This window comes from Actinomadura sp. NTSP31, assembly GCF_041951385.1.
GTDB lineage: Bacteria > Actinomycetota > Actinomycetes > Streptosporangiales > Streptosporangiaceae > Spirillospora > Spirillospora napierensis.
In genome coordinates this window covers 184,588-211,195 of sequence record NZ_JBGNUT010000009.1, presented here as the reverse complement: position 1 = coordinate 211,195, position 26,608 = coordinate 184,588, and the positions used below count along the sequence as shown (strand labels likewise).

General features: G+C 68.7%; 24 protein-coding genes and 1 pseudogene. 16 read left to right on the top strand and 9 right to left on the bottom strand.

Annotated elements, in window-relative coordinates; genetic code table 11:
* Positions 1–52 precede the first annotated feature (52 nt).
* From ACA514_RS17895 to ACA514_RS17880, 4 genes are all read right to left on the bottom strand, one after another.
* Positions 53–1,129: a ThiF family adenylyltransferase gene (locus ACA514_RS17895; protein ID WP_375042280.1), complete on the bottom strand. Its 1,077-nt coding sequence runs from the start codon at positions 1,127–1,129 to the stop codon at positions 53–55.
* A gap of 327 nt (positions 1,130–1,456) precedes the next feature.
* Positions 1,457–1,582 (bottom strand): hypothetical protein, encoded by a 126-nt coding sequence (locus tag ACA514_RS17890; protein ID WP_375042279.1) that lies wholly within the window; start codon positions 1,580–1,582, stop codon positions 1,457–1,459.
* 28 nt (positions 1,583–1,610) lie between these two features.
* Positions 1,611–2,213, bottom strand: a complete 603-nt coding sequence (locus tag ACA514_RS17885) for a CBS domain-containing protein (protein ID WP_375042278.1) — start codon at positions 2,211–2,213, stop codon at positions 1,611–1,613.
* 28 nt (positions 2,214–2,241) lie between these two features.
* Positions 2,242–2,505 carry a BON domain-containing protein gene (locus ACA514_RS17880; RefSeq protein ID WP_375042277.1) on the bottom strand — a complete coding sequence of 88 codons (264 nt, stop codon included), beginning with the start codon at positions 2,503–2,505 and terminating at the stop codon, positions 2,242–2,244.
* A gap of 775 nt (positions 2,506–3,280) precedes the next feature.
* Here ACA514_RS17880 and ACA514_RS17875 point away from each other — a divergent pair.
* From ACA514_RS17875 to ACA514_RS17865, 3 genes are read left to right on the top strand one after another with little or no spacing between them, the layout of a single operon-like run.
* Entirely contained in the window at positions 3,281–3,532 is a 252-nt protein-coding gene (locus tag ACA514_RS17875; protein WP_375042276.1) for a DUF1876 domain-containing protein, read from the top strand.
* Complete coding sequence (locus ACA514_RS17870) at positions 3,529–3,765, top strand: hypothetical protein (protein WP_375042275.1); 237 nt, start codon at positions 3,529–3,531, stop codon at positions 3,763–3,765. Before ACA514_RS17875 ends, ACA514_RS17870 begins: the two co-directional genes overlap by 4 nt.
* 13 nt (positions 3,766–3,778) lie before the next feature.
* The gene (locus ACA514_RS17865) at positions 3,779–6,085 is read left to right on the top strand and encodes a heavy metal translocating P-type ATPase (RefSeq protein WP_375042274.1); all 2,307 of its coding nucleotides are present in this window, start codon (positions 3,779–3,781) and stop codon (positions 6,083–6,085) included.
* 356 nt (positions 6,086–6,441) lie between these two features.
* Here the strand turns inward: ACA514_RS17865 and ACA514_RS17860 are convergent, their stop codons facing one another.
* Together ACA514_RS17860 and ACA514_RS17855 are read right to left on the bottom strand one after the other, a co-directional pair.
* Complete coding sequence (locus ACA514_RS17860) at positions 6,442–6,918, bottom strand: universal stress protein (protein ID WP_375042273.1); 477 nt, start codon at positions 6,916–6,918, stop codon at positions 6,442–6,444.
* A gap of 338 nt (positions 6,919–7,256) precedes the next feature.
* Positions 7,257–7,478 carry a hypothetical protein gene (locus tag ACA514_RS17855; protein ID WP_375042272.1) on the bottom strand — a complete coding sequence of 74 codons (222 nt, stop codon included), beginning with the start codon at positions 7,476–7,478 and terminating at the stop codon, positions 7,257–7,259.
* A gap of 303 nt (positions 7,479–7,781) precedes the next feature.
* Here ACA514_RS17855 and ACA514_RS17850 point away from each other — a divergent pair, with 303 nt between their 5' ends.
* Positions 7,782–8,627 carry a universal stress protein gene (locus ACA514_RS17850; RefSeq protein ID WP_375042271.1) on the top strand — a complete coding sequence of 282 codons (846 nt, stop codon included), beginning with the start codon at positions 7,782–7,784 and terminating at the stop codon, positions 8,625–8,627.
* A gap of 710 nt (positions 8,628–9,337) precedes the next feature.
* Here ACA514_RS17850 and ACA514_RS17845 read toward each other — a convergent pair.
* From ACA514_RS17845 to ACA514_RS17835, 3 genes and pseudogenes are all read right to left on the bottom strand, one after another.
* Positions 9,338–9,835, bottom strand: coding sequence for a DUF892 family protein (locus ACA514_RS17845; RefSeq protein ID WP_375042270.1), 498 nt, complete (start codon positions 9,833–9,835; stop codon positions 9,338–9,340).
* A gap of 499 nt (positions 9,836–10,334) precedes the next feature.
* Positions 10,335–11,107, bottom strand: a pseudogene (locus ACA514_RS17840) (transposase family protein).
* Between the two features lie 90 nt (positions 11,108–11,197).
* Positions 11,198–11,926, bottom strand: a complete 729-nt coding sequence (locus tag ACA514_RS17835; RefSeq protein ID WP_375042269.1) for a hypothetical protein — start codon at positions 11,924–11,926, stop codon at positions 11,198–11,200.
* Positions 11,927–12,204: 278 nt separating this feature from the next.
* On the opposite strand from ACA514_RS17835, the gene ACA514_RS17830 reads away from it, so the two are divergent.
* The 12 genes from ACA514_RS17830 (at position 12,205) to ACA514_RS17775 (ending at position 25,952) form a co-directional block, all read left to right on the top strand.
* Positions 12,205–13,203 carry a LuxR C-terminal-related transcriptional regulator gene (locus ACA514_RS17830; protein ID WP_375042268.1) on the top strand — a complete coding sequence of 333 codons (999 nt, stop codon included), beginning with the start codon at positions 12,205–12,207 and terminating at the stop codon, positions 13,201–13,203.
* An 851-nt stretch (positions 13,204–14,054) separates the two neighbouring features.
* Complete coding sequence (locus ACA514_RS17825; RefSeq protein ID WP_375042267.1) at positions 14,055–15,029, top strand: alpha/beta hydrolase family protein; 975 nt, start codon at positions 14,055–14,057, stop codon at positions 15,027–15,029.
* Positions 15,030–15,145: 116 nt separating this feature from the next.
* Complete coding sequence (locus ACA514_RS17820) at positions 15,146–16,390, top strand: MFS transporter (RefSeq protein ID WP_375042266.1); 1,245 nt, start codon at positions 15,146–15,148, stop codon at positions 16,388–16,390.
* A 230-nt stretch (positions 16,391–16,620) separates the two neighbouring features.
* The gene (locus ACA514_RS17815) at positions 16,621–17,196 is read left to right on the top strand and encodes a hypothetical protein (protein ID WP_375042265.1); all 576 of its coding nucleotides are present in this window, start codon (positions 16,621–16,623) and stop codon (positions 17,194–17,196) included.
* Positions 17,197–17,770: 574 nt separating this feature from the next.
* Entirely contained in the window at positions 17,771–18,106 is a 336-nt protein-coding gene (locus ACA514_RS17810; RefSeq protein ID WP_375042264.1) for a hypothetical protein, read from the top strand.
* Positions 18,107–18,305: 199 nt separating this feature from the next.
* The gene (locus ACA514_RS17805; protein WP_375042263.1) at positions 18,306–19,958 is read left to right on the top strand and encodes a relaxase/mobilization nuclease domain-containing protein; all 1,653 of its coding nucleotides are present in this window, start codon (positions 18,306–18,308) and stop codon (positions 19,956–19,958) included.
* A 316-nt stretch (positions 19,959–20,274) separates the two neighbouring features.
* Complete coding sequence (locus tag ACA514_RS17800) at positions 20,275–20,568, top strand: hypothetical protein (protein WP_375042262.1); 294 nt, start codon at positions 20,275–20,277, stop codon at positions 20,566–20,568.
* 125 nt (positions 20,569–20,693) lie between these two features.
* Positions 20,694–21,512, top strand: a complete 819-nt coding sequence (locus ACA514_RS17795; RefSeq protein ID WP_375042261.1) for a DUF2637 domain-containing protein — start codon at positions 20,694–20,696, stop codon at positions 21,510–21,512.
* Positions 21,509–23,536, top strand: a complete 2,028-nt coding sequence (locus ACA514_RS17790; protein WP_375042260.1) for a toprim domain-containing protein — start codon at positions 21,509–21,511, stop codon at positions 23,534–23,536. The genes ACA514_RS17795 and ACA514_RS17790 overlap by 4 nt, the downstream gene beginning before the upstream one ends.
* Before the next feature lie 25 nt (positions 23,537–23,561).
* Complete coding sequence (locus ACA514_RS17785) at positions 23,562–24,434, top strand: hypothetical protein (protein WP_375042259.1); 873 nt, start codon at positions 23,562–23,564, stop codon at positions 24,432–24,434.
* 20 nt (positions 24,435–24,454) lie between these two features.
* The gene (locus tag ACA514_RS17780; RefSeq protein WP_375042258.1) at positions 24,455–24,754 is read left to right on the top strand and encodes a superinfection immunity protein; all 300 of its coding nucleotides are present in this window, start codon (positions 24,455–24,457) and stop codon (positions 24,752–24,754) included.
* 769 nt (positions 24,755–25,523) lie between these two features.
* Positions 25,524–25,952: a hypothetical protein gene (locus tag ACA514_RS17775; protein WP_375042257.1), complete on the top strand. Its 429-nt coding sequence runs from the start codon at positions 25,524–25,526 to the stop codon at positions 25,950–25,952.
* Positions 25,953–26,608 lie beyond the last annotated feature (656 nt).

Here is a 26,608-nt window from a genome sequence, read left to right as displayed (position 1 = left end):
TAGATCAACGGTCTCGTGCTCCACTCGATGCTCATAGGGCTGGCGACCCGAATCAGCCATCACTTGGCATCGTCAAGGACGGCAAGGGCCTGAAGTCGCCGTCCGCGAGGGCCGACCCAGGGGAACGTGAGCACCACCGGCAGGCCGCCTGGGGGCGCGAGCCTTCGCGGTCTCGGCTGCGGTAGCGCGGCTCATGAATGACCGTGTCGTGATCCTGGTCTTCGATGTGGAGATCGGTCACGGCCTGCATGAAGTGAGTGGCCGCCTCCGCCGCGGCGATCGAGTTGAAGGTGACGACCGAGGCGGCCGGAACATCGGCGACGTACCGGGCCTGGGCCCGCAGCGAACCCGGAAGCGTCTCGGTGGCCGGGTCCGTCGGGTCGATCAGGTGGTCGCACCAAAGGCAGCGCACCCCCGGCAGGATGGGGCGCATGGCGACGTGGATGTCGCCGACGTCCCCGCCGAGGCGGACGGGGATGGCCACGCCGACCTGAATGGCCGGCAGCAGGTGCTGCTGCACGACTGCGTTGACCACATGACGGGCCACTGCCGTGTCGGCTGCCAGGAAGATCCAATCCACCTGTGTGAGCGCCGAAGCCGCCCGCGGATCGGCGGTGTTGACGTCGAGGCGGACGACCTTGGCCGCCGGGTTGGCGCGTCGCGCGTTGCGTGCGGCGATGCGTGTCTTTCTGGCCGCGAGTCGCTTGCCGAGCGCGCGAAGGATTCCAGGGGAGGCCGGCCTGCGCAACCATGGCATGGCGTCCAGACGCCGGGCTGCCACCAGGCGTGGCAAGTTGGTGGGGTCGACGCGATCGGGATCGATCAGCACGAGCTGGCCGACACCGAGGCGGGCCAGGTACTCCACCAGCAGCGAGCCGATCCCGCCGACTCCGACCACGGCTACCCTCATCTGCCGGAACACCGCCCGCCCGGCGTCGCCGAAAGCCGCGACCGGCGGTCGAAACCGAAGGAGATTCGCGGCCGGCACGACCATCTCGGCCAGCTCGACCCACTGTCCGCCGGGCGTGAGAATGCGCCCGGTGGCTGCGTGTTCGGCCAGAACCACAGCGCCGGACGGTTGGCCGAGGTTCTGTGTGATCGCCGGGTACGACCGTTCCTGGCTGGTCAAGTCCACTTTTGAGAAGGCAACGCGTTCGCTGCCCTTTATGGCAGTGCACCGCGAGATAGGCGAGGTTCCCCCGTTCTGCGAGATCGAGGGCGGTGTCGATGAACTCCACGGTGAGAGCCAGGTGCCCCTGCGAGCCCGGGACGTAGTCGATCCTGTCCACGGCCGGCAGGACATGGCGTGCCAACAGCCACGGTCCTCTGGGCCTCTGGACCTTGCTCGCCAGATTGACGGCGGCGTGCTCGGCGCCGTCACCCGGGAACAGATGGTCTCGGAGCCGATCCCAGTGAAGCGGTGGCATCGTGAGCGACCAGCCCTCGGCCGGAGGGTTCACCGGCCGGCGAGCCATGCCAGCACCCCCTCTGCCTTCATCGCCGGGGTGTCCATCAGCGGATCGCGATCGTTGGTGCGGCGGGAGATCTGCAGCGCCGGGCGCTCCCGCCACCCGTTGCTCACCACCGTGATGGGCGGCGTGGCCGGGCCGTCATGAGGACGGCCTGATCAGGACGCGGGTGGCGCCGGGGACGGTGCGGGCCAGCACCTCGACGATGCGCTCGGCCTCCGGGTCGTCGCGTCCGCTCAGCCTGACCACACCGTCTTCGACGGTGACGTCCCAGGGCCCGCCGTCCGGGGCGTAGGCGGCGATGGAGGCCAGGACGTCGTCGCGGATGCGGGCGTCGCCTCGGGCCAGCGTCGCGATCAGGTCGCGGCGGCTGATGACGCCGACGACCGCGGAGCCGTCGAGGACGGGGATGCTCTTGATCCTTGTCCGCAGCATCGTCTCCGCGAGTTCGGCGATATCGGTGGTGGGACGCGCGGTGCGGACGTCGCGGGTCATGACCTCATCGACGAGGCGGGGCGCCGGCGCGGGCGGGCCGCTCCGCGGGCGGGCGAAGGCCCGGGGATCCGCCTCGAACTCGCCGCGCAGCAGGTCCATCTCGCTGACGATGCCGACGAGCCGCCCCGCCCCGTCGACGACCGGCAGAGCGGTCACGTCGTGCTCGAGCACAATCCTCATCGCCTGGCGGATCGTGGCCGACGGCGCGATCGTCACCGCCGGGGTCGTCATGGCTTCGCGGACCAACATGTGATCCCTCCTCGGTCTCGTTCGGGAGTCAGTAGTCGGTGAGGTCGGCGGTGCGGGGACGATGGCGGTCGTCGACGGCCGCGGTGAGGTGGTTCTCCACGGCGACCACCCCGTCGACGGCGGCGGCCGTGCACACCGCGAACCCGACGTCGCTGGACGCCGGCCCCTCCCCGCGCAGGGAGACCGCTCCGTCCCGGACCTGGACGTTGATGAGGGCGGGCGGGACGCTCAGCCGATTCGTGAAGACCTGCTCGACGATTCCCGGCGGATGTCGGCGTCCGGGCGCAGTCACACCTTGCGCAGGTCGCGCGGTGCGACGATGCCCACCAGGACGCCGTCGGCGTCCACCACGGTCTCTGTCCGGTCACCGCCCGTCTCCTCCCGCCCGGCCGGTCACGGCTGCACCGCCGCTCCGTCTCTCAGAGTGAATGGCTCTGGCCGCCCGTCGATAGGGACCAAAAGCCCCGTGCGCTCCCGCCATAGGTCCCGCGCACCGGCACGGGCTTCAATAGGCAGAAGCGTCCGGTCTATGAAGTAGCTTTCTCACAGCCTTTCCGGTGGTCGCGAGCGGAACCATGGACGGATGTCCCGGCTTCCGGGACCGAAGGCCGAGGACCCCATAGACGATGATGCTGTCCTTTAACTGCGTTTCGCTGGATCGGGCTCGCCGCCGCAGGTCACCAACCAGATGGTCGGGTCGAACGTGGGGCTGTAGACGCGCCCGGTCGGGAATCGGTTCTTGGGCACCTGCTCCAGCGAGGTGACCTCGAAGACCGCGATGCGCCCGTCCTGACGAGCCGGCCGAGCCGTTCGGTCTGGTCGAGCGCCGACGGGCATGCAGAGGCGGAAGCCGTGCCTTTCGCTTGACCTTCGGCCCATCCCTGCGGTCGGACGGATCGCCGCCGAGAGCGCGCGACCGTCGGCCTGAGGGGCGTTCGAGCTGGTCGGGCGCCCCAGCCTCCCGGGCAGGCCCTTAATCGTCTCTTCGGAGGACGTTCGTCCCTTGGGGCGCGGGCGGCCGGTTCGGAGCATGGAATCGGGACGTTATCCAGCTGAGGGGGTTCGCCATGGAGACCAAGCAGTGGAGCGTGGAGCTCTACATCAGCGAGGACGGGACGGACACCGACGTGCGCGCGGTGCTGTTCACCGGTGGCGAGAAGAGGCCCACTGGTCGCGGGCACGCCCGCCGCAACCCGGCCGACCGCCGGATCCCGGAGATCAGCGACGAGTTGGCCGTCAGCCGGGCGCTGGCCGATCTCGCCGACCGGCTGCACGGCCTGGCGAGCGAGGACATCGCCGCACTCGGGGGGCCGGTGTGAAGACGAAGCCGGTGGCAGCGCCCGGAACGGAGCGCGCATCCGTTCCACGGGGGCGGCCGCACAGGCGGCTGCATCTGGCCGTGCCCGCGGTCGCGATGCTGGTCGTCGCCGGAGCCTTGTCGCTCGGCGCTTCCCTCGACGCCGTTATGTGGAGTGCGATCGCGCTGGCGGTCGTGCTCGCCGCCGCGCGGATCGTGACGGCCCTGGACGCCGCCCGCCGCGCCCGTCGTTGAACGGAGTGGACGAATGAACGCCACCGACATGGTCCGGCGCCGCGCGTCCGAGATCCTCTTCATCCTTGTGGCGACCGGACTGGCGGCGGGTGCGGTGCTCCGCTGGACGGGCACGGCCGCCGCGGGCGACCTGGTCTGGGCATCGGTCACGGTGGTGGCGGTCGTTCCCGCCGCCTGGTGGGTGCTGGACGGACTGCGGCACCGCCGGTTCGGCAGCGACGTGATCGCCTTGCTCGCCCTGGCGGGCACGCTCGCCGTGGGCGAACATCTGGCGGGCGCGGTGATCGCGGCGATGCTGACCGGCGGCCGGCTCCTGGAGGAGCGGGCCGGACGGCGCGCGAGGCGGGATCTGGGCGCGCTGCTGTCGATGGCGCCGCGCGTCGCGCACCGCCGGACCCCGGACGGGCTGGAGACGATCGCCGTCGGACGGGTCGTCCCCGGTGACCGGCTGCTGGTCCGGCCGGGCGAGGTGGTGCCGGTCGACGGGCAGGTGGAGGAGGGAAGAGCCGTCCTCGACGAGTCGACCCTGACGGGGGAACCCGTACCGGTCGAGCACACCGAGGGCGACGGCGTGCGCAGCGGGGCCGTCAATTCGGGAAGCCCGTTCATGCTCCGCGCCACCACGGACAGCGACGACAGCACCTATGCCGGGATCGTGCGGCTGGCTCGTGAGGCGGCCGCGGAGAGCTCTCCGTTCGTGCGGCTCGCCGACCGCTACGCCGCGTTCTTCCTGCCGGTGACGCTGCTGCTGGCAGCGGCGGCGTGGTGGGCGGCCGCGAGCCCGGTCCGCGCCGTGGCCGTGCTGGTGGTGGCGACCCCCTGCCCCCTCATCCTCGCCGCGCCCATCGCCTTCGTCTCGGGGCTCTCGCGCTGTGCGCGCCGGGGCGTGGTCGTGAAGGGCGGCGATGCGCTGGAGCGTCTGGCCGAGGCGCGGGTGCTGCTGTTCGACAAGACCGGCACGGTGACGGCGGGGCATCCCGTGCTGAGCGAGGTCGTCACCGCCCCGGGACGGCCCGACCGGGATGTGCTCGGCTTCGCGGCCTCGCTGGACCAGGTGTCACCGCACGTCCTGGCGACGGCGATCGTGCGTGCGGCGCGCGATCGGGGTTCGCGGCTCGATGCACCGTCGGGCGTGACGGAGGAGCCGGGCAAGGGTGTGCGCGGCACGGTCTCGGGGCGCGAGGTGAGCGTCGGGAAGGCCGGCTGGGCGGGGGAGGGCGACCCGGTGTGGGTGGAGCGGATGCGTGACCGGGCGGCGGCCCGCGGGTTGATCACGGTCTTCGTGGGCGTGGACGGGCGGCTCGCCGGAGTCCTCCTGCTGCGCGACACCGTGCGCCCCGACGCCGCGCGCACCTTCCGGTTGCTGCGCAGGGCGGGGATCGAGCGGACGGTGATGGTGACCGGTGACCGTCCGGCCGTCGCGGGGCCGATCGCTGAGTTGGTCGGGGCCGACGCCGTCCACGCGGGCCAGACCCCCGAGGGCAAGGTCGAGGTCGCGCGTGCCGAGACGGCCCGCGCGGCCACCGTCATGGTCGGCGACGGCGTCAACGACGCCCCCGCCCTGGCTTCGGCCGGCGTGGGTGTCGCGCTCGGCGCGCGGGGCGCCACGGCCGCCTCCGAGACCGCGGACGTCGTCATCACTGTCGACCGGCTGGAGCGGCTGGCCGAGACACTCGCGATCGCGCGGCGGACCCGCTCGATCGCCCGGCAGAGCGCCCTGCTGGGCATGGGGCTGTCTCTGGCGGCCATGCTCGCCGCCGCGTTCGGCTACCTCGCGCCGGCGGTCGGCGCGCTGCTGCAGGAGGGGATCGATCTCGCCGCGATCCTCGGGGCGCTGCGCGCGCTGGGGCCCGGACGCGATCGGTCGCCGCGCCTGCGCGGCGACGAGGCGGACCTGGTGCGAAGGCTCGACGACGAGCACCGCGCCCTGCGACCGCGCATCGACCGGCTCCCTGCCCTCGCCGAGCGGATCACGGGCCCCGACCCGCGCGAGCGGGACGCGGCGGCCGGCACCGTTACCGGCCTGCTCGAGGACATCGCCGACCATGAACACCGGGACGAGAAGCTGTTCTATCCAGCGGTCGCCCGCGCTTTGGGCGGCTCGGACCCCACCGGGGTGATGAGCCGCGGGCACACCGAGATCGCCGACCTGGCGCGCCGCGTCGACCTGCTCATCGCCGAGTCGCGCGAGCATCCGGACGCCTCGGACACGGCCACCGACCTACGCGCGGCGATCCAGGAGCTGTACGCCGTCCTGCGGCTGCACTTCGCGCAGGAAGAGGAGAACTACTTCGTCCTCGCAGACGAGCCGGGCGCGTAAGGCCGCTCCGATCCGAGAAGCGCGCCACCGCTGACCTGGTTGCAGGGCCTGCGCTGTCAGGCGGCGGCCGGGCTGCGCGGGCGCAGCCCGCTCCGGTGGATCAGCCACCGGACGTCCTCGGACGTGACGATGCCCGGCAATTGGTGGTCGGCCGCGTCGACGGCGATGAGGTCGCCCGCCTGATCGTGCCGAGTCTGAAGGTTTGCTTTATGGCGACCTTTTGCTGATTTCAAACCTGGTCTTGTCGTCCGGGCGGCCAGGGCGGGGAAAGGCCCCGGGCGAAGGGGCGTAGAAGCGGTCCGCGTGCCGTCACCCTCGGGCGTGCACGACAGCGACAGGGCAGTCGGCGTGATGGATCACCCGTGGGCCACCGAGCCGATGGGCGGGATGCGCCCGCGCGATCCGACCACGATCAGGTCGGCGTGCCCAGAGGCCAGCACGAGCGAGTGCACGGGATGACCGACCACGACGCCCTCGACGATCTCGACGTCCGGATGGCGCTTCCGCCAAGGGACGAGGGCCGCGGCGAGATGACTGCGGAAGCTGTTCGCCGCGATCTGCAGGTCCGCACCAGCCTCGAGGGCGAGCGGCGCGGGCGGCCAAGCGTGCAGTGCGCGCAACCGCTCACCGCGGGTCTCGGCTGCGGCGAAGGCGTGATCGAGCTGTGGTGCGGGATCCTCGACCAGGTCCAGGCCGACGACGACCTCGCCCGCCGGATCCGTGTCCGCGCCCCGTACGACGATCAGCGGAACCGGCAGGCGCCCGGCGAGGTGGAGTGCCGTCGACCCGAGGAGCAGTTCGGCGAAACCGCCCCGTCCGCGATGGCCGATCACGACTTCCGCGGCCCCGTCGCCGCCCGTTTCAGGCCCGCCGGCACGCTGCCGTCACGGACCAGCGCGGGCTCGACCGTGAGGCCGGGCCGCGAGCGGGCGGCCAACTCGCGTGCCGCCCGGAGGACCGGATTCCAGGACTCGACCAGCGCCTGGACACCGTTGCTGGTCTCCTCGGGAGACCCAGCGGAGGGGCACCCACCACATGCACGATCCGCAGGTCCCGGCCAGTGCGCACGGCTTCGTCGGCCGCCCAGCCGATGGCGCGGTCGGACGGGGCGGACCGTCCGCCCCGACAACGATGAGCCCTCGTCGTGTCGGCATCGCTCCTCCTTGAGAGGTCACGGGCAATCCGTTGATTGCGGAAGAAGCAGTTCGCGGGCCTGCCGCAACGCCGTCGCCTGACCGTCGTCATAGGGGACGAGCGGGGCGGTCTCCAGCGCCATGGCCATGACTTGCAGCGCCTCGGCCAGGGCGGCGACACGGCGCTCCAGCGTCGCGACGCGGCACTCCAGGGCCCGCGTGGAGGGATCGGTGGACCCAAAGGAGATCTGCCTTGCCATGACCCCTCCTCTGCCTGCTCGTGGCGCCCGGTGGTGGCCACGCTTCACGGTTCAAGAGTTCGCCACGTGCTCACCGCCCTGTAGAGACCTTCGTCCCGTCGACAGCGCCGACAGCCCCGAACCGCGGTGCGGCACCGGCGGCGGATGGCCGTAGCCGCCTCTCCGGAGCCCTCGGCGCGATCCAGAAGGGAATCCGGGGACTTTCGCCCCTGGGGAGACAGGGCGCCGTCGGCAAGCCTGAAAAGGAGGGAAGACCCGCGTGGGAGGCGCCCACCGCCTTCGACGCACCACGAAGGAGGGAACATGCCCGAGCCGATCGTCGTCGGAACCGACGGATCAGACTGCGCTGACCGGGCCCTCGACTGGGCGGCCGACGAAGCCATCCGGCGCCACCGGCCGTTGAAGATCGTTCACGCCCTGGACCCGTGGCCCTATCGCGCCCCGCTGTTCGCACCGCCCGAGACGGTCGAGCGCATGTCGCGCCTCGGCTACCGAGTCCTCGAAGCGGCCAAGGAGCGGGTCCGGCAGCGTCGCCCGGATCTGGAGACGACGACGATGCAGGTGGCCGAATACACGCCCCAGGCTCTGCAGAAGGAGTCGGAAAAAGCGTTCGAACTGGTGCTGGGCAACCGAGGGCATGGCGGCTTCGCCAGCATGCTGCTCGGATCGACCAGCCTGCGCATGGCCGCCCGCACGACGGTGCCGCTGATCATCGTGCGGGGCGACACAGGAAAGCGCGGAGAGGTCGTCGTGGGTCTCGACCTGCTCAAGGACGAGGAGACCACGCTGAGTTATGCGTTCGATGCGGCCGCGCTCGGCGAGGCCCGGCTGCGGGTCGTCCACGCATGGCTGATCTACCCGACCTACATCGAAGCCGGCTTCGGCTCCGCGGACGAGAGGATCGAGGTGGAGCTCCGCCAGCAGGTGGCGAGCGTCATCGCCCCATGGCGTGCCAAGTATCCCCAGGTGGACGTGGTGGAGGAGGTTCTCATCGAGCATCCGGTGGCCGCGCTCACCAACGCTTCGCGCAATGCCCGCTTGCTGGTCACCGGGGCTCACGAGCGCAGCTGGACCGCGCCGCGGCTCGGGTCGACCGGTCACGGAGCCGTCCATCACGCGCACTGCCCGGTTGCTGTCGTCCCCCGCTGACACGGCGAAATTCCCGAGCATTGGAGGAAAGCACGCCCGCACCGGGCATCGTGGGTACAGACGGCTCCGGTGATGCCCGCCGGGCCGTCGACTGGGCCGCAGCCGAGGCGACAGACACCATGGCACCGGCGGCTGCACAGCGTCCACGTGGCGCAGATCTCGCCCTATCGGGTGCGCCCCTCGCCTTTCCAGCGGAGGACGCCACGCCACGCACCGGGACGCCGTGCGCGCAGAGGCTGAGGCGACCGTCGGTGATCGACACCCCGGCCTCCAAGTGACGGCGACCGCGCCGGCGCACGGCCCGGCCGCCGACGCACTGCGTGCGGAGGCGAAGGGTGTCCTCGAGCTGTTCCTCGGCCATCCCGGCCACGGCGGCTTCACCAATCTGCTCATCGACTCGATGAGCCTGCGCATGGTCGGGGTAATCGCCCGCGCCTGGCCGGGCGTCGCGCAGAGCGGCGCTCCTCGTCGTGGCCGTCCGCGAGCGCCACCGGCCGGCCTCGTGGTGCGGGTCAGTCGCTCATGTCGTGATCCATCACGCGGACTCTCCAGTCCCGGTCGTGAACCGATCAGAGTGACCGGCATGGCTACGCCCTGCCGTACTGATGGGCGCCCGTTCAGCATCGGGTGTGCCGAGCCCGGAGTGGGGGAGACCGCAGGAGCACCCTCGCGTCCCGCACGCCGGACGCCTACCGGTTACTGTCCGGTCGTCAGGTTCCGTCGAAGCCGTGCTCGCGGAGAGTGATGTCCAAGGCGATATCCCAGCTGGCCGACAAGTGCTGAGACATCTCGTGGCCGTCGGCGCACATCCCTGCCGCGACCTGTGCGGTTTCCGTATCGCCGACGCGTTCGGCGAGGCGCCGCAGCAGCTCCCCCACGGCGATCTGCAGGTGTACGGCGGAATAGGCGTCGCGTAGGTACTTGGCGGCACCCGCACGGTGCCCTGCTCCGAAAGCCGCTTCAGCGACCGAGGCGAACAGCATTCCGGCGTCTTTCACGAGCGAGGCGGATGCGCCGTGAGCGCGCAACCTGGCTTCGATCTCCCTCGTGTGGGAATGGGATTGCTCAGCGAATTGGCCGAGCGGCCGACACAGCTCCGGCTCGTCCGCCACTGCGGTCAGGGCCTCGCTCAGCACCGCCTGCACGTGCTGCTGCAGCGCATGCGCGTCCTTAAGCGCGGTGACGAGCTGTCGCTCGATTCTGGTCATCGGTTCACCCCGGTCGCTTCAGCTCGGACCAAGCTGGACGCGGCATACGTTAGGTCAGGATGGCCATCGTCGCGACTGGTGGCACCCTGACCGAGTATCGGGGCGCCGCAGCCCGCATGACATCCTGCTTCCGCTTGCCCGGTGTCCCCATTGGCTAAACTCGACCTGCCCGCCTGGTTCGTCCGCAAACACCGCCGGACGAATCGTCGCGCAGTCTAATGGCCAGGAAAAGGCGGGGCCAATGGCCGGTAGATCTGCTATGTGCGCTTTGGTCCTGTGGAAAAGTAAAGGAGCTTATGAGTGTTTATATTGAGCTGTGATTTTATGTTCGCACAGCTCAGGGGCGAGGTGCCCGGCAGGATTCGAGCCTGCGACCGTCGGTTTAGAAGACCGATGCTCCATCCCGTCTGTCCGCGCCGACGGTGATTGCTGTCTTGAAGATGGCGTCCGATCGCTCGCCGAGTCGAAGCAATTCTTTGGAATCTACAATGAGCCTTTTTCAGTGTGTTGCGGTCTCGTGGAGTTGCAGGGTGTGGACGGCTTTGGCGAGGCGGCCGGCGCGGTGGGGGCAGCAGCGCAGCTTCCGTAGGATTCGCCATGCCTTGAGCTGGGCGTTCGCTCGTTCTCCGGGTCCGCGGAGCTTGGCGTGTGCGCGGTTGGCGTCCTTGAGCGGTGCGGGCTTGTCGCGTCCCTTGTAGGGCGTGAGGATGTGCGTGCCGGCGCCCTGGTACGCCTTGTCGGCCAGTACGAGCAGGCCGGTGGTCGCCAGTGCCCGGATGACTCCCCAGATCCGGGCTGCCGCCAGGTCGTGGACCGAGCCGCGCAGTGGTCCCGACACCCATAGCAGTGTCCCGTCCGGTGCGGCGATGACCTGGAGGTTCATGCCGTGGCGGTGATGCTTTCCCGAGTAGTAGGGCCGGTCGGTGGCGACCCGGTCGATCGGGATCAAAGTGCCGTCCAGCACCAGATATAGCAGCCCGTCCTTGACCGCTTTGGCCAGCGCGGTGCCGAGTTTGGGCGCGCGGGTGGCCAGCACGTCGATGGTCTCGTTGACGTAGCGCCACGCGGTGCTGGTCGAGACAGCGAATCCGGCGCCCAGTGCAGCGTAGGTCTCGCCTTTGCGCAGGTAGACCAGGGTCATCAGGGCCTGCATGTGCCCGGGGACAGGCACCGGCCCTTGCTCCCGATGGCTCGGCGGTGGCGGCGGACCACCCCGGTGGCGTAGGCCAGGGTCCGGCGCGACAACGGCAGCGAAGCACGGTACAAAAGCATGTGAGGCCTCTGGTGGGGACGGGACGTTGTGAGAGACCAACCGTCCTACCAGGGGTTTCTTGACGTCCGGGGCTGCCACTCCGCCCGCGATCATGCTGTGATCAGCGAACACGAAAGTGCCACTGAAAAAGGCTCAATGTAAAGAACGAGGCATGCGTTTAATGCATAAGCTTTCGTGAACCTTGAACGGCGAAAGGTCCAGGGAGGTGGAGCCTGGACCTTTCGTCCTTTGTTGCTAGCGTGCGTTGGGGATGTGAAGCCGGGCGGCTGCCTGGTTGCGGGACAGCATGTTGAAGTCTCGAGCGGGCGGTCGTCTGGGGCCGTCCATGTCGATGAGGTGTGTTGGCCGTATGGCCATGGGCCGTGGAAGAGCGCGATGAGGTTGGCCGTTGGCAGGCTCTTCAGAGTCTGGTGGACGACATCGGCGTCGGGTCCTGGGCTTGCCAGCCACAGGGTCGTCGGCTGTTCGTTGAACTCGTTAGCGCCTGTACGACGGTGCGTGTTCTCCAGGTGCTCGATCGTGTCCTCCAGGGTGTCGGACATGTGGAGGGTGGAGGCGAGGAGTTCGGGCGGCACTGAGGAGGTGTCGCCCAGCAACTGCTCGAGATCGGGCTGTGCGATGACGACGTTGACCCGTTCGGTGCCCTCCACGAGGGCGTCGACCAGCACGGCACGCAGTAGATGTTGTGCGCCGGGGCCGATGACGCCGGCGCCTTCCGGATGACTGAAGGCCTGGGCCAGGGGCCGAGGCTGCTCAGCGCGTGCGAGGGTGCGGAGTGTGATCAGCCGGCGGATGGTGGAGATGGGCGTGCTGCTCATGATCGCTCCTGCTCGCTGCTTGTCGGAGCCCTGATCAAAGCCTGGAAGCCCAGGTCAGCACCCTGAGCAAAACCCGTCATGGTGAGAAGTGGCCACGGCGGGCTCGTTCTGGCGGAGGAGAGCAAGGGGTGATTCGGCCGTGGAGCAGGGGCTTCGACGAGGTGGCTCCGGCCTGGCTCGCGGTGGTGACTTCTGCTCATTGGAACGAAACCTTCACTGCCCGATCGCGTGACGCAGCAAAGTTACTTCGCTACTCTCCGTGCTCGGAGGTGGTGCGGGTGGGGATCCCGGTCGAGCAGAACGTGAAGCAGCTTCTGGAAGGGATCGTCTCGGAAGAGCTGCTCGTCCCGTACATCGCGCTGCTTGCGCGGTCCGGGTGCTTGCTGGAAGAGGCCGATGAGCTGCTCGGTGGACCTGAACGCATCAAGGCGCTCACCGACTCGGGCCTGGCCCACGTCCGTGGCGGTGGGCCGGCACTGCCGCCGCAGGTGATGCCCACACCGCCGAACCTGGCTCTTCAGGGTGCGCTGGCCGACCTGGCGCGGCAGCTGACCGCAGAGCACGAGCGCCTGCTGGACGGACACAGGCGGATGCTCGACATGCACCCGTCCAGCTCGGCGGCGTTGAGCGGGGACGCCGGACAGCTGGTGCAGATTCTCAGCGACCGGAACGAGATCAGTGACCTGTCTCGATCGCTGATCAGCACGGCCCGGCGTGACTGGATGACCCTCGACAACTACGTCCTGGAGGCGTCGGTCGATGAGTTCATCGCCGTCTCGCCGCTGCCCTCGTTCGAGGGCGAAGTGAGGTGCCGGGCGATCTACGAGACGCGGTGCGCCGAGCATCCGGTCGGCGTCAAGACGATCGAGGCCGCCGTCGAGGCCGGCGAGGAAGCGCGGCTGCTGCCTCGGATCGGCATGAAGATGCAGATCGTCGATGAGGCCATCGCGCTTCTTCCGCTGACGCCGACGGGGTTGTCGGGCGCGCTGCTCGTCCGCTCGTCGGTCATCGTCGAGGCGTTGCGGGAGTACTTCGAGTTCCTGTGGGAGCGAGCGATCCCGTTCGGTGCCGCACGGCCCGAAAGTCCGCTGTCGCCTCTCCAGCAGAAGATCCTGAGCATGATGGCGGAGGGTCTGTCGGACGAGGGCATCGCTCGACGTGCTGACGTGAGTCTGTCGACGGTGCGTCGGCATTCCGCCGCTATCAGGGAGAAGCTCGGCTTCGAGAGCCGCTTCGCCGCCGGCGTCGCGGCCGTCCGACGCGGCTGGCTCGGTTGAACTCCGTTACTGCGAGTTGAGAGGCGACCTGATGCCCGAATTCCGAGACTTCGTTCCGAGCCAGCGGATCCGCCCGAGCCTTTCGCTGTCGCCGGACGGAAGTACCGTGGCGTACTCCGGTAACGCCGGTGGCAGTTTCGATCTCTGGGTGCTCTCGATCGTCACGGGTGAGGCGCGGCAGTTGACCGAGTTGGCCGATCAAGCGGTGCAGCAGATCGCGTGGATGCCGGACGGCAAGTCCCTGGTCTTCTCCGCGGATCGCCAAGGTGACGAGCAGTTCAGGTTGTATCGGATCGACGTCGACGGGACCGACCTCGCCGAGCTCAGTTCCGGACCGGACTGCCAGCGGATACTCGCAACGGTGCCCTTCGACGCCGCAGGACGCTACCTGGCGTACGCCGCCAATGACCGCGATGCGACCGTCCAGGATCTGATCGTCCGGGACCTCGCCGACGACACCGAGCGCCGCATCATCCCGCCACCCGAAGTCGCCTTCGAACCTGCAGGAGTGTCGCCTGACGGGAAATGGCTGCTGGCGGCTGGCTTCCGTTCCAACACCGACGTCGCGCTCTACCTGGTGGACCTCGAAGCCGGGAGTGAACCGGTCTGTGTCACTGCTGAGTACGGCGAAGGCATGTTCGAGCCAGGCCCGTGGATGACCGACTCAAGCGGGTTCTACCTGCTCACGGACGTATGGAGTGAGTTCACCGCGGCGGCACGATACCGCCTGGACGGGATTTTGGAGCCTGTCGCTCAGCATGACTGGGACGTCGAACTCATCGACGCTGCGGGTGACGCGCTCATCTGGTCCGTCAACGAGGCGGGCCGCTCCACTCTGCACGCATCGCAGGGTGACGACACGATCGGCCTCCCAGACATTCCTTCAGGAAGTTGTCACCTCGCTTGCGCTCGCGGCAGGGGGGCGGGCAGCGGTCGTTCTGATCGATGCCGCCATTCGCCCGGTCGAGATCGCCGTACTCGATCGGGACTCCGGGTTCCGGTACCTGACCGATGGCCGTCCACCCGCGCTCCACGTGGTCGAGCCGGCCGAGCCGGAGTCGATCACTTACCCCGCAGTGAACGGCCGACAGATCCAAGGTCTTCTCTACCGGCCCCACCAGTCGGGGCCGCATCCCATCCTGCTGTCCATTCATGGTGGCCCCGAGGACCAAGAGCGGCCACGCTACGTCTTCTCCGGGCTCTACCAGCACCTGCTCGACCAAGGCATCGCAGTATTCGCCCCTAACATCGCCGGCTCCACCGGATACGGGTCCGCACACCAGAAACTCATCTACCGCGACTGGGGCGGCGTCGACCTGGACGATCTCGATCACGCGGTTCGTTATCTGCAGGCAGCTCCCGATCTCGACACCGACCGCATGGCCGCCATGGGTGCGTCCTACGGAGGCTTCGCTGCCCTGTCCTGCCTGTCCCGGCTTCCGTACCGATGGGCTGCGGGGGTTTCCCTGTGCGGCCCCACGAACCTGGTCACTCTCGCCACAGAGTGCCCCCCGACCTGGAAGACCTTCGTGGCCACGGTTCTGGGCGACCCCGAGAAGGATGTCGACTACCTGACCGAACGGTCTCCGGCTACTTACGCCGACGCCATCACTGCGCCTCTGCTCATACTCCAGGGCGGCCGGGATCCTCGCGTCCCGCGCGCTGAGTCCGACCAATTCGTAGAACGTCTGCGTGAGCGGGGCGTGCGGGTCGTGTACGAGGTGTTCGAGGACGAGGGACACGGCTTCAGCCAGCGGAAGAACGAGCTTCGCGCATACGAACAGGCTGCAGACTTCCTGGCTCGGCATCTATTGACCAAGGGGTGACGTCCGTCTTCCGCGCGGCCGGAACGCAGACGGGATGCAAGGGGTTCGTGCGCTTTTAGTAGAGCACGGGAAAAGTGGCAGTGTGATCCATTTTCTGTACCCTACGGTGGTCGACCGTGTCCGAGATACTTGCGCCGCTGGCGCTATTGAAAAATCCTGCTGTTTCGCCTCTCTTCATCTCGCGTCTGGTATCCAGTGCGGGTGTCGGTTTCGGGCAATTGGCGCTCGCGTGGGGAGTCATGGACCTGGGCTGTGGTCCTGCGGCGCTCTCCATGGTGATGGCCTGCAAGGCTGCCCCGGCCATACTCATGGTCCTCACTGGAATCGCTGGCGACCGGTTCCGACGCCACTACGTGCTGGTGGCGGCTGAGTCTTTGGCGACCCTGGCCTGGCTGGGACTCGGCGCTTGCTTCCTGACGCGGACGACCTCGCTTCCGCTGCTGTGCGGGCTCGCCGTCCTTTCGGGCGTGGCGACGGCGATGTTCCTCCCGACGATCCGGGGAATCGTGGCGGACCTGCTCACCGAGTCGAGCCGACCGGCCGGCAACGCCGTGATCAACCAGACCGAATCCATCGGGCTCCTCATCGGCCTGGCGACATCCGGCGTGGTGGTCAGCACCGTGGGCGCCGGATGGGCGGCCGCGGCGCGAGGCGCGCTATGTGCCGTCAGCGCAGTCCTACTGAGCCTCCTCACGACCGCACGCCAAGATCACGGCTCCGGGATGCTCCAGGACCTGCGAGCGGGCTGGAGCCAGTTCGCCGCGCACCGATGGGTCTGGACGATGGCATTGCAGTTCACCGCTCTCATCATCGCCGTGGCGTGCTTCACCGACGTCATCGGACCGATGTACATGAAGGACGGCCACGGGGGTGCGCGCGCATGGGGCGTCGTCGCCGCATGCGAAGCCTTCGGAGCCCTGGCCGGGGCTCTCGTCGGCGCCCGCCTCAAGACGTCCAAGCCGGCTCTTGTCGCCACGACGCTTCCTGCTTCCGCGGCGATCCCGATGATCCTGATGTGGGGTGGCGTCCCCTGGATGGTCATCGGCTTGGCGATCTTCGTACCCGGCATCTGTCAGGCCGCGTACTACGTCCTATGGACGACCGCTCTGCAGGAACATTTCGCTCGGGCGGTGCTGGTCCGGGTCAACAGCTGGAGCATCGTCGGCAGCTACCTACTCACCCCCTTCGTCTTGGTCGCCGTAGGTCCCCTGATCGAGAAGATCGGCTCTCAGAATGCTGCGCTCATCGCAGGGCTCCTCGTGCTCGCCGCCGCCTGGGTAGCGCTCCTATCGGTCCGATCGGTCGTCAGCGCAGGCGTGTCGGCGGCCGGCCCCCGCCAGACCGAGCCGATGCCGTCCTGACCTCCGCCCGTGCTCCCGCTGAGTAGGACCCAGAGCTAGCCCGCGACCCTGGCGCTCCGAACGGAGACGCGACACGCCCGGGTCGGTGCTCGCTTGGGTTCAGGCTCGCAAGGAAGTATGGAGCGTAAACAGCCTGACTTAGCTCAAGTAGAAGTCAGACGCTGCCATCCGTCGTCACAAGAGAGGAATCTGCATGGCTCGAGCGACAACCACTCGGAGGACCTCACCACATGGCAGATCACGAGACCCCCGCAGACGAGCGCACGGAACTCCTCGCCGGCGAGCTGTTCGACCGCGCCCGCGCGCTCGCGCAGCTGATCCAGGACCCGCCCGGCCTGACGCGGCCGGAGGCCGTGAGCACGATCACGGGCAATCTGACTCAGGCGGCATTCCGCCTCGCTCAGATCGCTGAGGAACTGGACGCCTTCCTCAACAGAGAACTCGACGCCGGACGCCTCGGGCATGCCCGCGGCGCCGATCCCGTCCCGACCGTCCTGAAGGCGCACGATGCGCTGGCCAAGGCGACCGAGCAGTCCATGAACCTGGGCGTGTCCTTCCGGCATGCGCGCAGAGCCCTCGACGACATCCACGGAACCGAGGACGGCACCGCATCACCGCATCAAGAAGCCGCCAAAGAAGAGACACTGGCAGACCAGCGCACCGAGTCGAGGACGGCGGAGATCGAGTCCGCCTCCAGGGACTTCCCGCATCCCATCGGTGACATCCTCACCAACACCCCAACCTCCCAGGGCCCTGAGGAGCATCGTCCGGGCCCCAAGCCGCCGCCTCCACGCCGTGAGATGTAACCGCCTAGGGAGCTCCGGCGCACCTCGGCGTTCGGCGCAATGACGGCCCGCGCTCTTGCGGCGGCCGTCATAGCTTCCTCAGCACGTTGGCGCTCATCACGTAGGAATCATTTGTCGCCCGTCCTGGCCGGGTGAGCTGCTTGCGGGCGCCGAAGCCGGCGCCCGCGAGCGCTCGCCTGGCCGGCTTGACCGGCGAGATTGGGCAGAGCGGTCCCGCGCACAGTGTTCGTCGTGTCCCAGACCGTCCGGATGCCAGGGAACCTCGACGATCTTGTGCTGACGGGTCTTTCGTCTGGCATCGGCAGAAGGGCCCAACCTACGCCAGACGTGTCTGGTGCAGGACATGGAAGGGGCGGCCGCAACCTCTGGGACGGCTTCAGTCGATGCGGGGCAAGAAATGGATAAGGCATGCGTTATCGCTGCGGACCGGGCGCGGTCCGCAGTGAGCGTGGGATGGGATCGAGCGCGATCCGTAGTGAGGAGGCTGGTTATCGAAGACCCCGATGGTGAAGCCGCGCCGAGGGTCGTGAAGCGACGCAACCGTCGGACACGGTATGTCCCGAAGCGAGGACGGGTGCTGCAACTCCGCTTGTCGGACGAAGAGCGCGCCGCTTTGAGCGCGGCGGCTGAGCGGGAGCAGTTGGCGACTGCGGCGTGGGCGGCGCTGACGCTGTCGGCTGCGGCGAACGGCACGCCGCGGGAGGAGTATCGCGAGTTGTGGGAGGCGCTTGAGGCCGTGATGCAGGCGCGCGGCCAGGCACAGCGGATCGGCGTCAACCTCAATCAAGCGGTCGCGGCGCTGAATTCTGGTGAGGTGTCGTCGACGCTTCAGTGGTATGCCGATGCGGCGGCGCGGACAGTGCGCAAGCTCGATGACCTGGCCGAAGAGCTGAGGAGGCGGCTGCCGTGACCACGTCGGCACCGGCGGCGAGTCCTCCGGGGTGATCGGGAAAGTTCTTCGTGGCGCCCGGGTCCAGGGGCTTCTCCGCTACCTGTACGGCCCGGGCGCTAACGGTGAGCATCACAACCCTCACATCGTCGCCGGATTCGATGCCCCGGATGCACTGGAACCGGCGGTGGGGCCTACTGGCCGCCGCGATCTTCGCCGCTTGGACGGCCTGCTGTCCCAGCCGGTGGCTTTGCTTCGTGAGCGGAACTACCGCAAGCCCGTCTGGCATTGTGCCGTCCGGGCCGCCCCTGAGGACCCGATTCTGACCGATGCGCAGTGGGCGCGGATCGCGACCGAGTTCATGCACCGGACGGGGCTGGCGCCGAATGGGGACGTCGACGCGGTTCGTTGGATCGCCGTCCGCCACGCGGACGACCACGTCCACATCGTCGCTACACTCGCCCGGCCGGACGGCGTTCGTCCGGAGGTGTGGAATGACGGGTATCGGGTCCGGGACGCCTGCCGGGCGATGGAGGACCAGTTCGGCCTGCGGTCGACGGCTCCTGCGGACCGGACGGCCGCGCGTCGTCCGAAGCGGGGCGAGACCGAGAAGGCCGTCCGCCGCGGTCAGGAGGTGCCATCTCGTACGCTGCTGCGCCGTGCCGTCCAGACGGCCGCAGCCGGCGCCTGCTCTGAAAACGAGTTCTTCGCCCGCCTCGACGCCGAGGACGTTCTGGTGCGGCGGCGGTTCAGCCAGCGGACGGCCGGCGAGGTCACCGGATACGCGGTGGCCCTGCCCGGGGACGTCAACGCGGACGGTCAGCCGGTCTGGTTCGGTGGCGGCAAGCTCGCCGCAGACCTGGCCTTGCCCCACCTTCGCCGCCGCTGGACGAGCGCGGACGGCTCCGTCCGGACGCCGTCCGCCGTCCGGACGCTGGACGGACGGCACCTGTCCGCGCGCACGAGACGCGTCCTGCTGCGGACGGCCGTCCGCCGCGCCGCGGACGAGTCCCGGACGACCGCCGAGTTCTTGAGCCGGCTCCAGGAGGACGGCCTGTGGGTGAAGCCTCGGCACAGCCAGCTCAACCCGGGCCAGGTCACCGGCTACGCCGTTGCGTTCCCCACGGAACACGATGGCGAAGAACCGATCTGGTTCTCCGGCAGCCGCCTCGCCGACGACCTCTCGCTGTCCCGTCTCCGGCAACGCTGGTCAGGAGACCCCGAGCACCGCACCTCGACCATCGAGCATGACGAACTGACGACGGAGGAACGGCAAGCCTTCTACGACGATGCCGCACGCGCCGCCTCCCACGCCACCGCCCAGATCCGCCGGCATCTGGCGACGAATCCGTATGCGGCTCAGGACGCTTGCTGGGCGGCCTCCGACGCTCTCCATGTAGCCGCCCAGGCCACCGGCAACCGCCATCTGCTCGGTGCTGCCGATGCCTATGATCGTGCGGCCCGCGCACCGTACGGCCGGATCCCGCGACCGACTCCCGCAGGCAACGCCCTGCGCACCACAGCTCGGCTTCTCGCCCTCACCGGCTCCGCCAAGAACCGGGCGACGGTGTCCACCATGCTGCTCGTCGCCAACTTCATCACCCTGCTCGACACCATCGCCGAACTCCGCCGGCTCCAACACCGCCACGCCCAAGCCGACGCCGCCCGCAGAGCGGCCATCCGAATCCGCGAAGCGAGAACCGCCACCGCTACGCCTGTGCCCCGGCAGAGCGAACCCGCGGTCACACCTTCACAGGTGAGCCTGGCCATGGCCGGATTCCCGACGCCGTGGGCTCCAATGCCTGCCACTGCCACCAGCAGACCGGCTGCGGCGAACCCCGCTCGCCCAGCCCGAGACAGAAGACGTCCCTGACCGGGTGACTCAGCCAGCGGAAAGCTCACGTCGAGAGTTGCTCCGCTGGCGACCAACAAAGCAGATCGGCCGGCTCGGTGAGCTGCCCATCCTTCGGTCGGTCGCACGTGCTTGCTCAGTTCCGCAGCACGAGCCGACCAGTGCCTCTGCGTATCGAGCTGGAACTGGCCTCGGCACGGGCGGTTGACCGTGGGCGACTATCGACACGCCGAATGCTTACTGTAGTTGATCGACGACCTAGCGTATTGCATGGTTCTGATCACTGACTTTGGTTGATGGGGCTGCGGCTCGTCAACCACTGGCCGACGGGGGAGTGATGGAAACGCTGGTAGCGGTCGATCAAAGAGAGCTGGCGGTGCGGCGGGAGCGTCTGCTGCGACTGCACTTCGAGCTCAAGCGGCTGGGCGCCTCGGTGAGAGTGCGCCGGCCGCGCAACGGGCGGTGGCGGTTGAGAATCCGCCGCGACGGCTGGTCGGAGACGGTCATGTGCGCGGGCGCTGATGGCGCCTACGCCTACGTCACGGCGCACGGGCGACTCCTCGGTACGGCCAGCGAGGTGCGGTACGTCGCCCAGGTGCTGCTTTGGATGGTGGAACGGCGGGTGCGATGACCGTCTCCAAGCCACGTCGCCTTCCGGCATCCGCAGGCCCAGCACTGCAAGAACAGTCTGCGGGGCCGACGACAGGAGCAACGAAATACGAGACGCGAGATCGCGTCGTCCGGGTCGTGGTGGCCGTGGTCGCCCCGTTGATCACGGCGCTGGCCGTGCTCGGTGGGCTGGGGTCGTTCACGACCGTGCGGGAGTTGGCGGAGCCGCACTTCAAGGGCCTGGCGTGGATCGTTCCGGTCGGCATGGATCTCGGCATCCTGATCCTGCTGGCCTGGGACCTGCTGATGGAGTACCTGGACCTGCCGTGGCCGGTGCTGCGCTGGGTCGCCTGGGCCTACGTCGGCGGCACTGTGCTGGTGAACGTATCCGCCGCGCGCGGTCAGCTGGCCGGCAGCGTGATGTACGCGGCGATGCCGGTGCTGTTCATCACGGTGGTGGAAGGCGTCCGGCATCTGATCCGCCGCTGGGTGGGGCTGGCGTCCGGTCGCCGGATGGAGCGTGTGCCGGCAGCCCGGTGGCTGCTGGCGCCGGTCTCGAGTCTGCTGCTGTGGCGGCGGATGGTTCTGTGGCACGTCACCGCCTACCAGGACGGGCTGGGGCTGGAGTACCGGCATCTGCTGGCGGTGTCGCGGCTGCAGGAAGAGTACGGGCGGTGGGCATGGCGCTGGGATGCCCCGCTGGCCGAGCGGCTCTCGCTGCGCCGACTGCCGACCGACGGCGACGCGGATGACCTCGAGAGCGCATCGTCCCCAGGTGCGGGGGAGGACGAGCTGCTGGGCGCCGCGCGGCGGATCCGGCGGCAGGCGCGACGGCAGGGGGTTCGGTTCACCAGGGACTACCTAGGTGACCAGCTGCGGGACATGGGGTACCCGGTCGCGAACACGCGCGTCCGGCGGCTCCTGGCCGTGCTCCGCGACGACTCGGCCCAGGGCGGTGAGGCATGAGCGGGCCGGTGCCGACGGGATACCAGGAAGCCGAGCCGGGGGAGAAGCAGCAGCGTCAGCTCGACTTCTTGCAGGGGATCGCCGAGTACGGCGTGGCCGGTCTGCTCGACGGGCGCCTCGAATGGGCGGCGTGGCTTGAGCAGGCGAGCCGCCATGGACGCTACGGGTTCACCAACACCCTGCTGATCCCTGCGCAAAGGCCTGCGGCAACGGACGTCCGTTCCTACGACGACTGGAAGAAGCAGGGACGGCACGTTCTGCGCGGTGAGACCGGCATCCGCATCCTCTCCCGCTCGGGCAAGCCACGGCCGGTCTTCGACATCGAGCAGACCGACGGAGCGGCGATCGAGGAGACCGCACCCGTCTCGACGTCCGAGGGCCTTGTGAAGCTTTCCCGGCTGACGGCGGACCTCGGCGTCTACCTGGACCGCGGACAAGGTTGGACCTACCTGGGAGATCCCGATCGGCGGTTGTCGATCGCCCCCGAGCTGGACGACCTCGCGGCGGCCACGCTCCTCGCCCACCAGCTCGCGCACGTCCTCGACGTCGAGGGGCGACTGGATGCGTCGAACCTGGACCAGGAGCCATGCCATGGGGCGAGGCGAGCGTTCGCCGAGTCGGTCGCCTTCCTGCTGCTGGCAGACGTCGGCCTGCCGACCGAGCATCTGTCCTTCTCCGCTCCGAGCAGTTGGGCAGGCACTGACGAGCGCGCCAACGCGGCGGGTGCCGTCCGCCTGGTGGGAGAGCAGGTGGTCCGTACGGCCTCGCGCCTGCGGTACCGGCTCAGCAAGTTGCAGTCCGTCGAATCTGGCGCGTCCCTCCTGAAGGAGCGGACGAGCGCGCAAGGGAAGGGACCCGCCTCATCGGGGCCTTCACTAGAGAAGAATCCGGAGGCCGACGGTTCAGCGACAGGTAGGCCGCGCGATGAGTTGTTCGCTGCGATCGAGGACGCGCTTCGCTTCTTCATCGCCAACCTCGCCGTAAGCTGGGGCGCCTCATACCTGGCCCGTCGCGGCTTCACCGCTGACGTCCAGGCAAGGTGGCAGGTCGGGCATGCGGTCCGGCCTCGCCAAGCCCTCGTCGAGCACCTACGTCAGCGCGGTCACGGCGACGAAGCGATCATGGCCGCTGGTCTGGCCAAGCTCGGACGTGATGGCGAGCTGATCGACGTCTTCCGCGACCGCGTTCTGCTGCCCTTCCGCAACGACGACGGCGCGGTCATCGGATTCGTCGGCCGAGCCCAGGACGGCTTCGCCGGAGCGAAGTACCTCAACACCCCCGACACGGTCCTCTTCCACAAACGGGAGGTGCTCTTCGGCCTGAGCGAGGTCAGCGACCGGCTCGCCCAGGGCGTTCGTCCACTCCTGGTCGAGGGCCCGCTGGACGCGATCGCGGTGAACAGCGTCATGCCCCAGACCTATGCTGCCGTCGCCACCTGCGGAGCAGCCATCAGCGCGACTCACCTGGACGCACTCAACCGCCACACCGACCTCGGCACCCGCGGCCTGGTCATCGCACTCGACGGCGACCCGGCCGGACGAGCGGGAGCGATCCGCGCCTGGCGCCACCTGAGCGAGGTCACCGGACCGGTCGAAACCGCCCAGCTCCCCACGGACCGAGACCCTGCCGACCTGCTCGGCAACCCAGGACATCCAGAGGTCCAAGCGGCGTTACGGTCCGCATTTCCGCTGGCTGACCTGGTAATTGATGAGAGACTGGAGCGGATCGGTGGAACGCTGGAGTTCGCTGAGAACCGGCTGGCCGCCGTCCGCGCGGCCGCGACCATCATTGCCGGCCTGCCCCCGGATCAGGCCGCCAGACAGGTCGCCCGCGTCGCGTCCCGCACGCAAGTGGACCAGGCCGAGATTACGGTCGCCGTGACGTCGGCGATCAGCCCGGGCCCCGCCGCGGACCTCGCAGCGGCGGCGAACGATTTCCCGTCATCGCCTGATCTTCAGCTTCACTCACCTGCACTCGACAGGCGACCGGTGGTGCCACCAGCGCGAGCACACCGCACCAGGTAACCGAATCCTCTCCAGGAGAACGCACGTGACCAACCAGTACCCTGACCCGGTCGCCGAAGGCTTCTCGCACAGCGGCGAGCGCATGATCCAGATCATCACGATGGCGACCGCCCTCAAACAGGGCTACGCACGCCGGGCGGCCCGGTTACAAGCCGCCGAACTCGCACGCGACGCGGCGGCCGAGCGCGCCGAATCCGCAGCCCAGCAAGCGGCCTTCTCCGAGGCCCGCGCGCGGTGGGTACGCGCACACGATCGCAAATGGCTTCAGCACGCCGGACTGCTGCACGTGGCCGAAGCATGGGGAGCCGCCGTCCCCCACGCCGCCGACAGCGCATCGGCAGCCGGAGCCATGGGCAAGTGCGAGAAGCGGCTACGCGACCTGCACCCGCATGCGATGAGCCACTACGACCGAGCCCGCACCGACGGCATGGAGCCGCTCGAGGCGATGCGCAAGGCCGCACCGTTCTTCACCCGCGACCCCAACGTCCGCACCGGCGAGCCCGCGGCCGCACGACCTGCACTCGCCGAAGGCAGCGGCGCCGAGTGGGTGGCGACCATTTACGGTCCCCACCGCAGCGACTGGGAGAACGCCCGCCAGGAGCAACGCGCTCACCGTATCGCCGACCAACTGCGCGACCGCCTACACAGCCAGGGCCGCGAGCCCCGCCCCGATGAACTGCGGACGGCTCTGAAGGCCACGACCAACCTGCCGGACGAGGTGATCACCAAGGCCGCCGCGGCCTCGGGCACGTCCGCTCAGGCCCGCTTGGCCGCCGAAGGTTTCCCCTTCACCGTCGACCAGGCGCTGGAAATGAGCGCAAGGCAGCCCTTCGGAAGCCCTGCCGCACGCAAGACCCCAGTCCAAGCACCCGACCGGAACAGACGCCGCAACCTGTAGACCCCGAGAAGAGGCATCGAATGACCAATAGTCTCCTGGCGGGCTGGATCTGGGGACTCGCCATCATCACCGCCTTCATCGTCCTGGCCGTCCTGCCGACCTTCATCGCCCTCGTCCGTGGCGCCGACGAGATCCTGCTCATCATGCTGGTCAACGCCCTGTGTTGCGCCACCGTCATCGGCTGGCCACTCGCGCTGATCATGGCCATCAAGTGGCCTCGCAAATACCCTCGCCCGACCAAGACACCGCACGCCTCACGCTCAGCGCGGCCTCACGATCGACACGACACCCGCACGGTGATGCGGGGTCCGTATGGCTGACCCCCGCGGAAGGCGCCAGCACACGCATCGGGTCTTGCCAGCCAGCACCTTCCCCGTCCTCGTGGGGACCTTGAGCCTGATGGCGCTGGCCGTGCCGGCACAGGCGGCCGAGCCCCATCGGCGGTCTCCGGGCTGTCCGCCGATCGGACCCGTCGCGAGCCGTTACGTCGACCGCGAGAAGCTCTGCCGGCGCGCCCGGGAAGAAGCGCTGCGCAGCCTCAAGACCGGTAAGGATCCCGACTGGGACGATGTCTTCCGCGACTCCATACCGGCCAAGCACCCCAGACGGCGCCGGACTGCGGGACACGGGCACCGCACACTCTCCGGGCATGGCTCCCGTTCCCAGCCAAGAAGAGAGCCCAAGCCGTCCGCGCGCCCCACTCCGAGTCAGTCCAGCGGACCCTCCCGCCGCACGACCAACCCGCTGCCACCTCCCAAGATCGTCATCGACTCACCACCCACGGCAACGTCCAACCGCACCGCCATTCCCCACCGCTCACGGACAGGCGAGAGCCGGCCACTCGATACACCCGGCTGGGGAGCAACCGCCGCCCTTGTCACCGCGCTCGGCGGTGTGGTCATGTGGCGGCGCAGAGCCTTCTCGGCACGGTTGCAGAAGCTGCGGCGCAACCCCCGAAGATCAGGCTCCGATACCGAGCCCAGGTCGCACTGCCACCAACCAGAGAACGGCCCTTCTGCCGATCCCTTCGCCTGGGGTGGAGTTTCGCTGGCGGGGCCGGGAGCAGAGGACGCCGTCCGTCATCTGATCATGGACGTCCTCATCCATCAGCACGAGCACGGCATCGAGCTCGTGCTCACCCGTCCAGACGCATGGCGGCTGCTCGGCATCGCACCGGACGATCTGCAGGACGAGCGAGTTCCGGGCTTGACCCTCACCGATGACGACCAGCAGGCATACGCCCACGTGCGCCGGCACGGCTTCTCGCGCCGCCTCCTGATCACCTACGACGGCAGGGACGACGACCATCGGCACACCCCGGCCCAGCAGACCGCGCGTTCGGCCGTAGTGACCGTTGCAACCTGGACCAGGCCATCCGCGCAGATCTCAGCCGACGGCAGCGTCACCCCGTGCTCATCTTCCGGTTCCACCATCGCGGAGCCGCACACTCGGGCGCGGCTCCTCTCCAGACCCGACGCGATCGAACGGCTGCTGGCTCTGCCGACGCTCGGCAGGTGACGACACCCATGCTGCCCATCCCAACGGTCTTCGTAAGAGCGAGCCGATCGCGCCCTTGAGATGATCAGAAATCAGGTTCCGGCTTACGGCGAAGGCCTCGTTCGACCGCGATCCGGTACCGCTCTTGCGGACTTGGGCGGTGGTGAGGGTCGCGCGGGTCGGTGGTATCGCTCGGTGGGCGCGTACGCCCAGCAAGGCGATGGCGTGGGACGGTGCTGTAGTCCTGACCAGGGATGGGAGCTACCTCAGTACCAGGCACGCGCGCGTGCCGTCCGGTGTAGCCATCGGGGTTCATCTCGATCCACAGGATCCTGGCCCACCATGACCGGTCAGGGTGCCGCTCCCAGGCGAGCAGGAACGCCGGACCGCCGATGGCGCGGTAGGTGACGGCGGGCGGCACCCACACTTCAGCAACCCAGCATGTCGAACATGCGTTCTATTATGCCTGGAGATCCAAATCGCTGAAGTCCGGGTTCGTCAGCCGGCGGAGCAGTGAGCCGACAATGCTGTGGCCAAGCGTTCGGTTGTCGCGCTGTCCTGGTCGGAGTTGCGGGTGACCGCACACCACGGGGCAGGTGGGATGCCGGGCATCGAAACATCGACCTCGTACGTCCGCGTCGTCCCGAACTTTGTGGTGGAGATCAGCGTGAACGCGG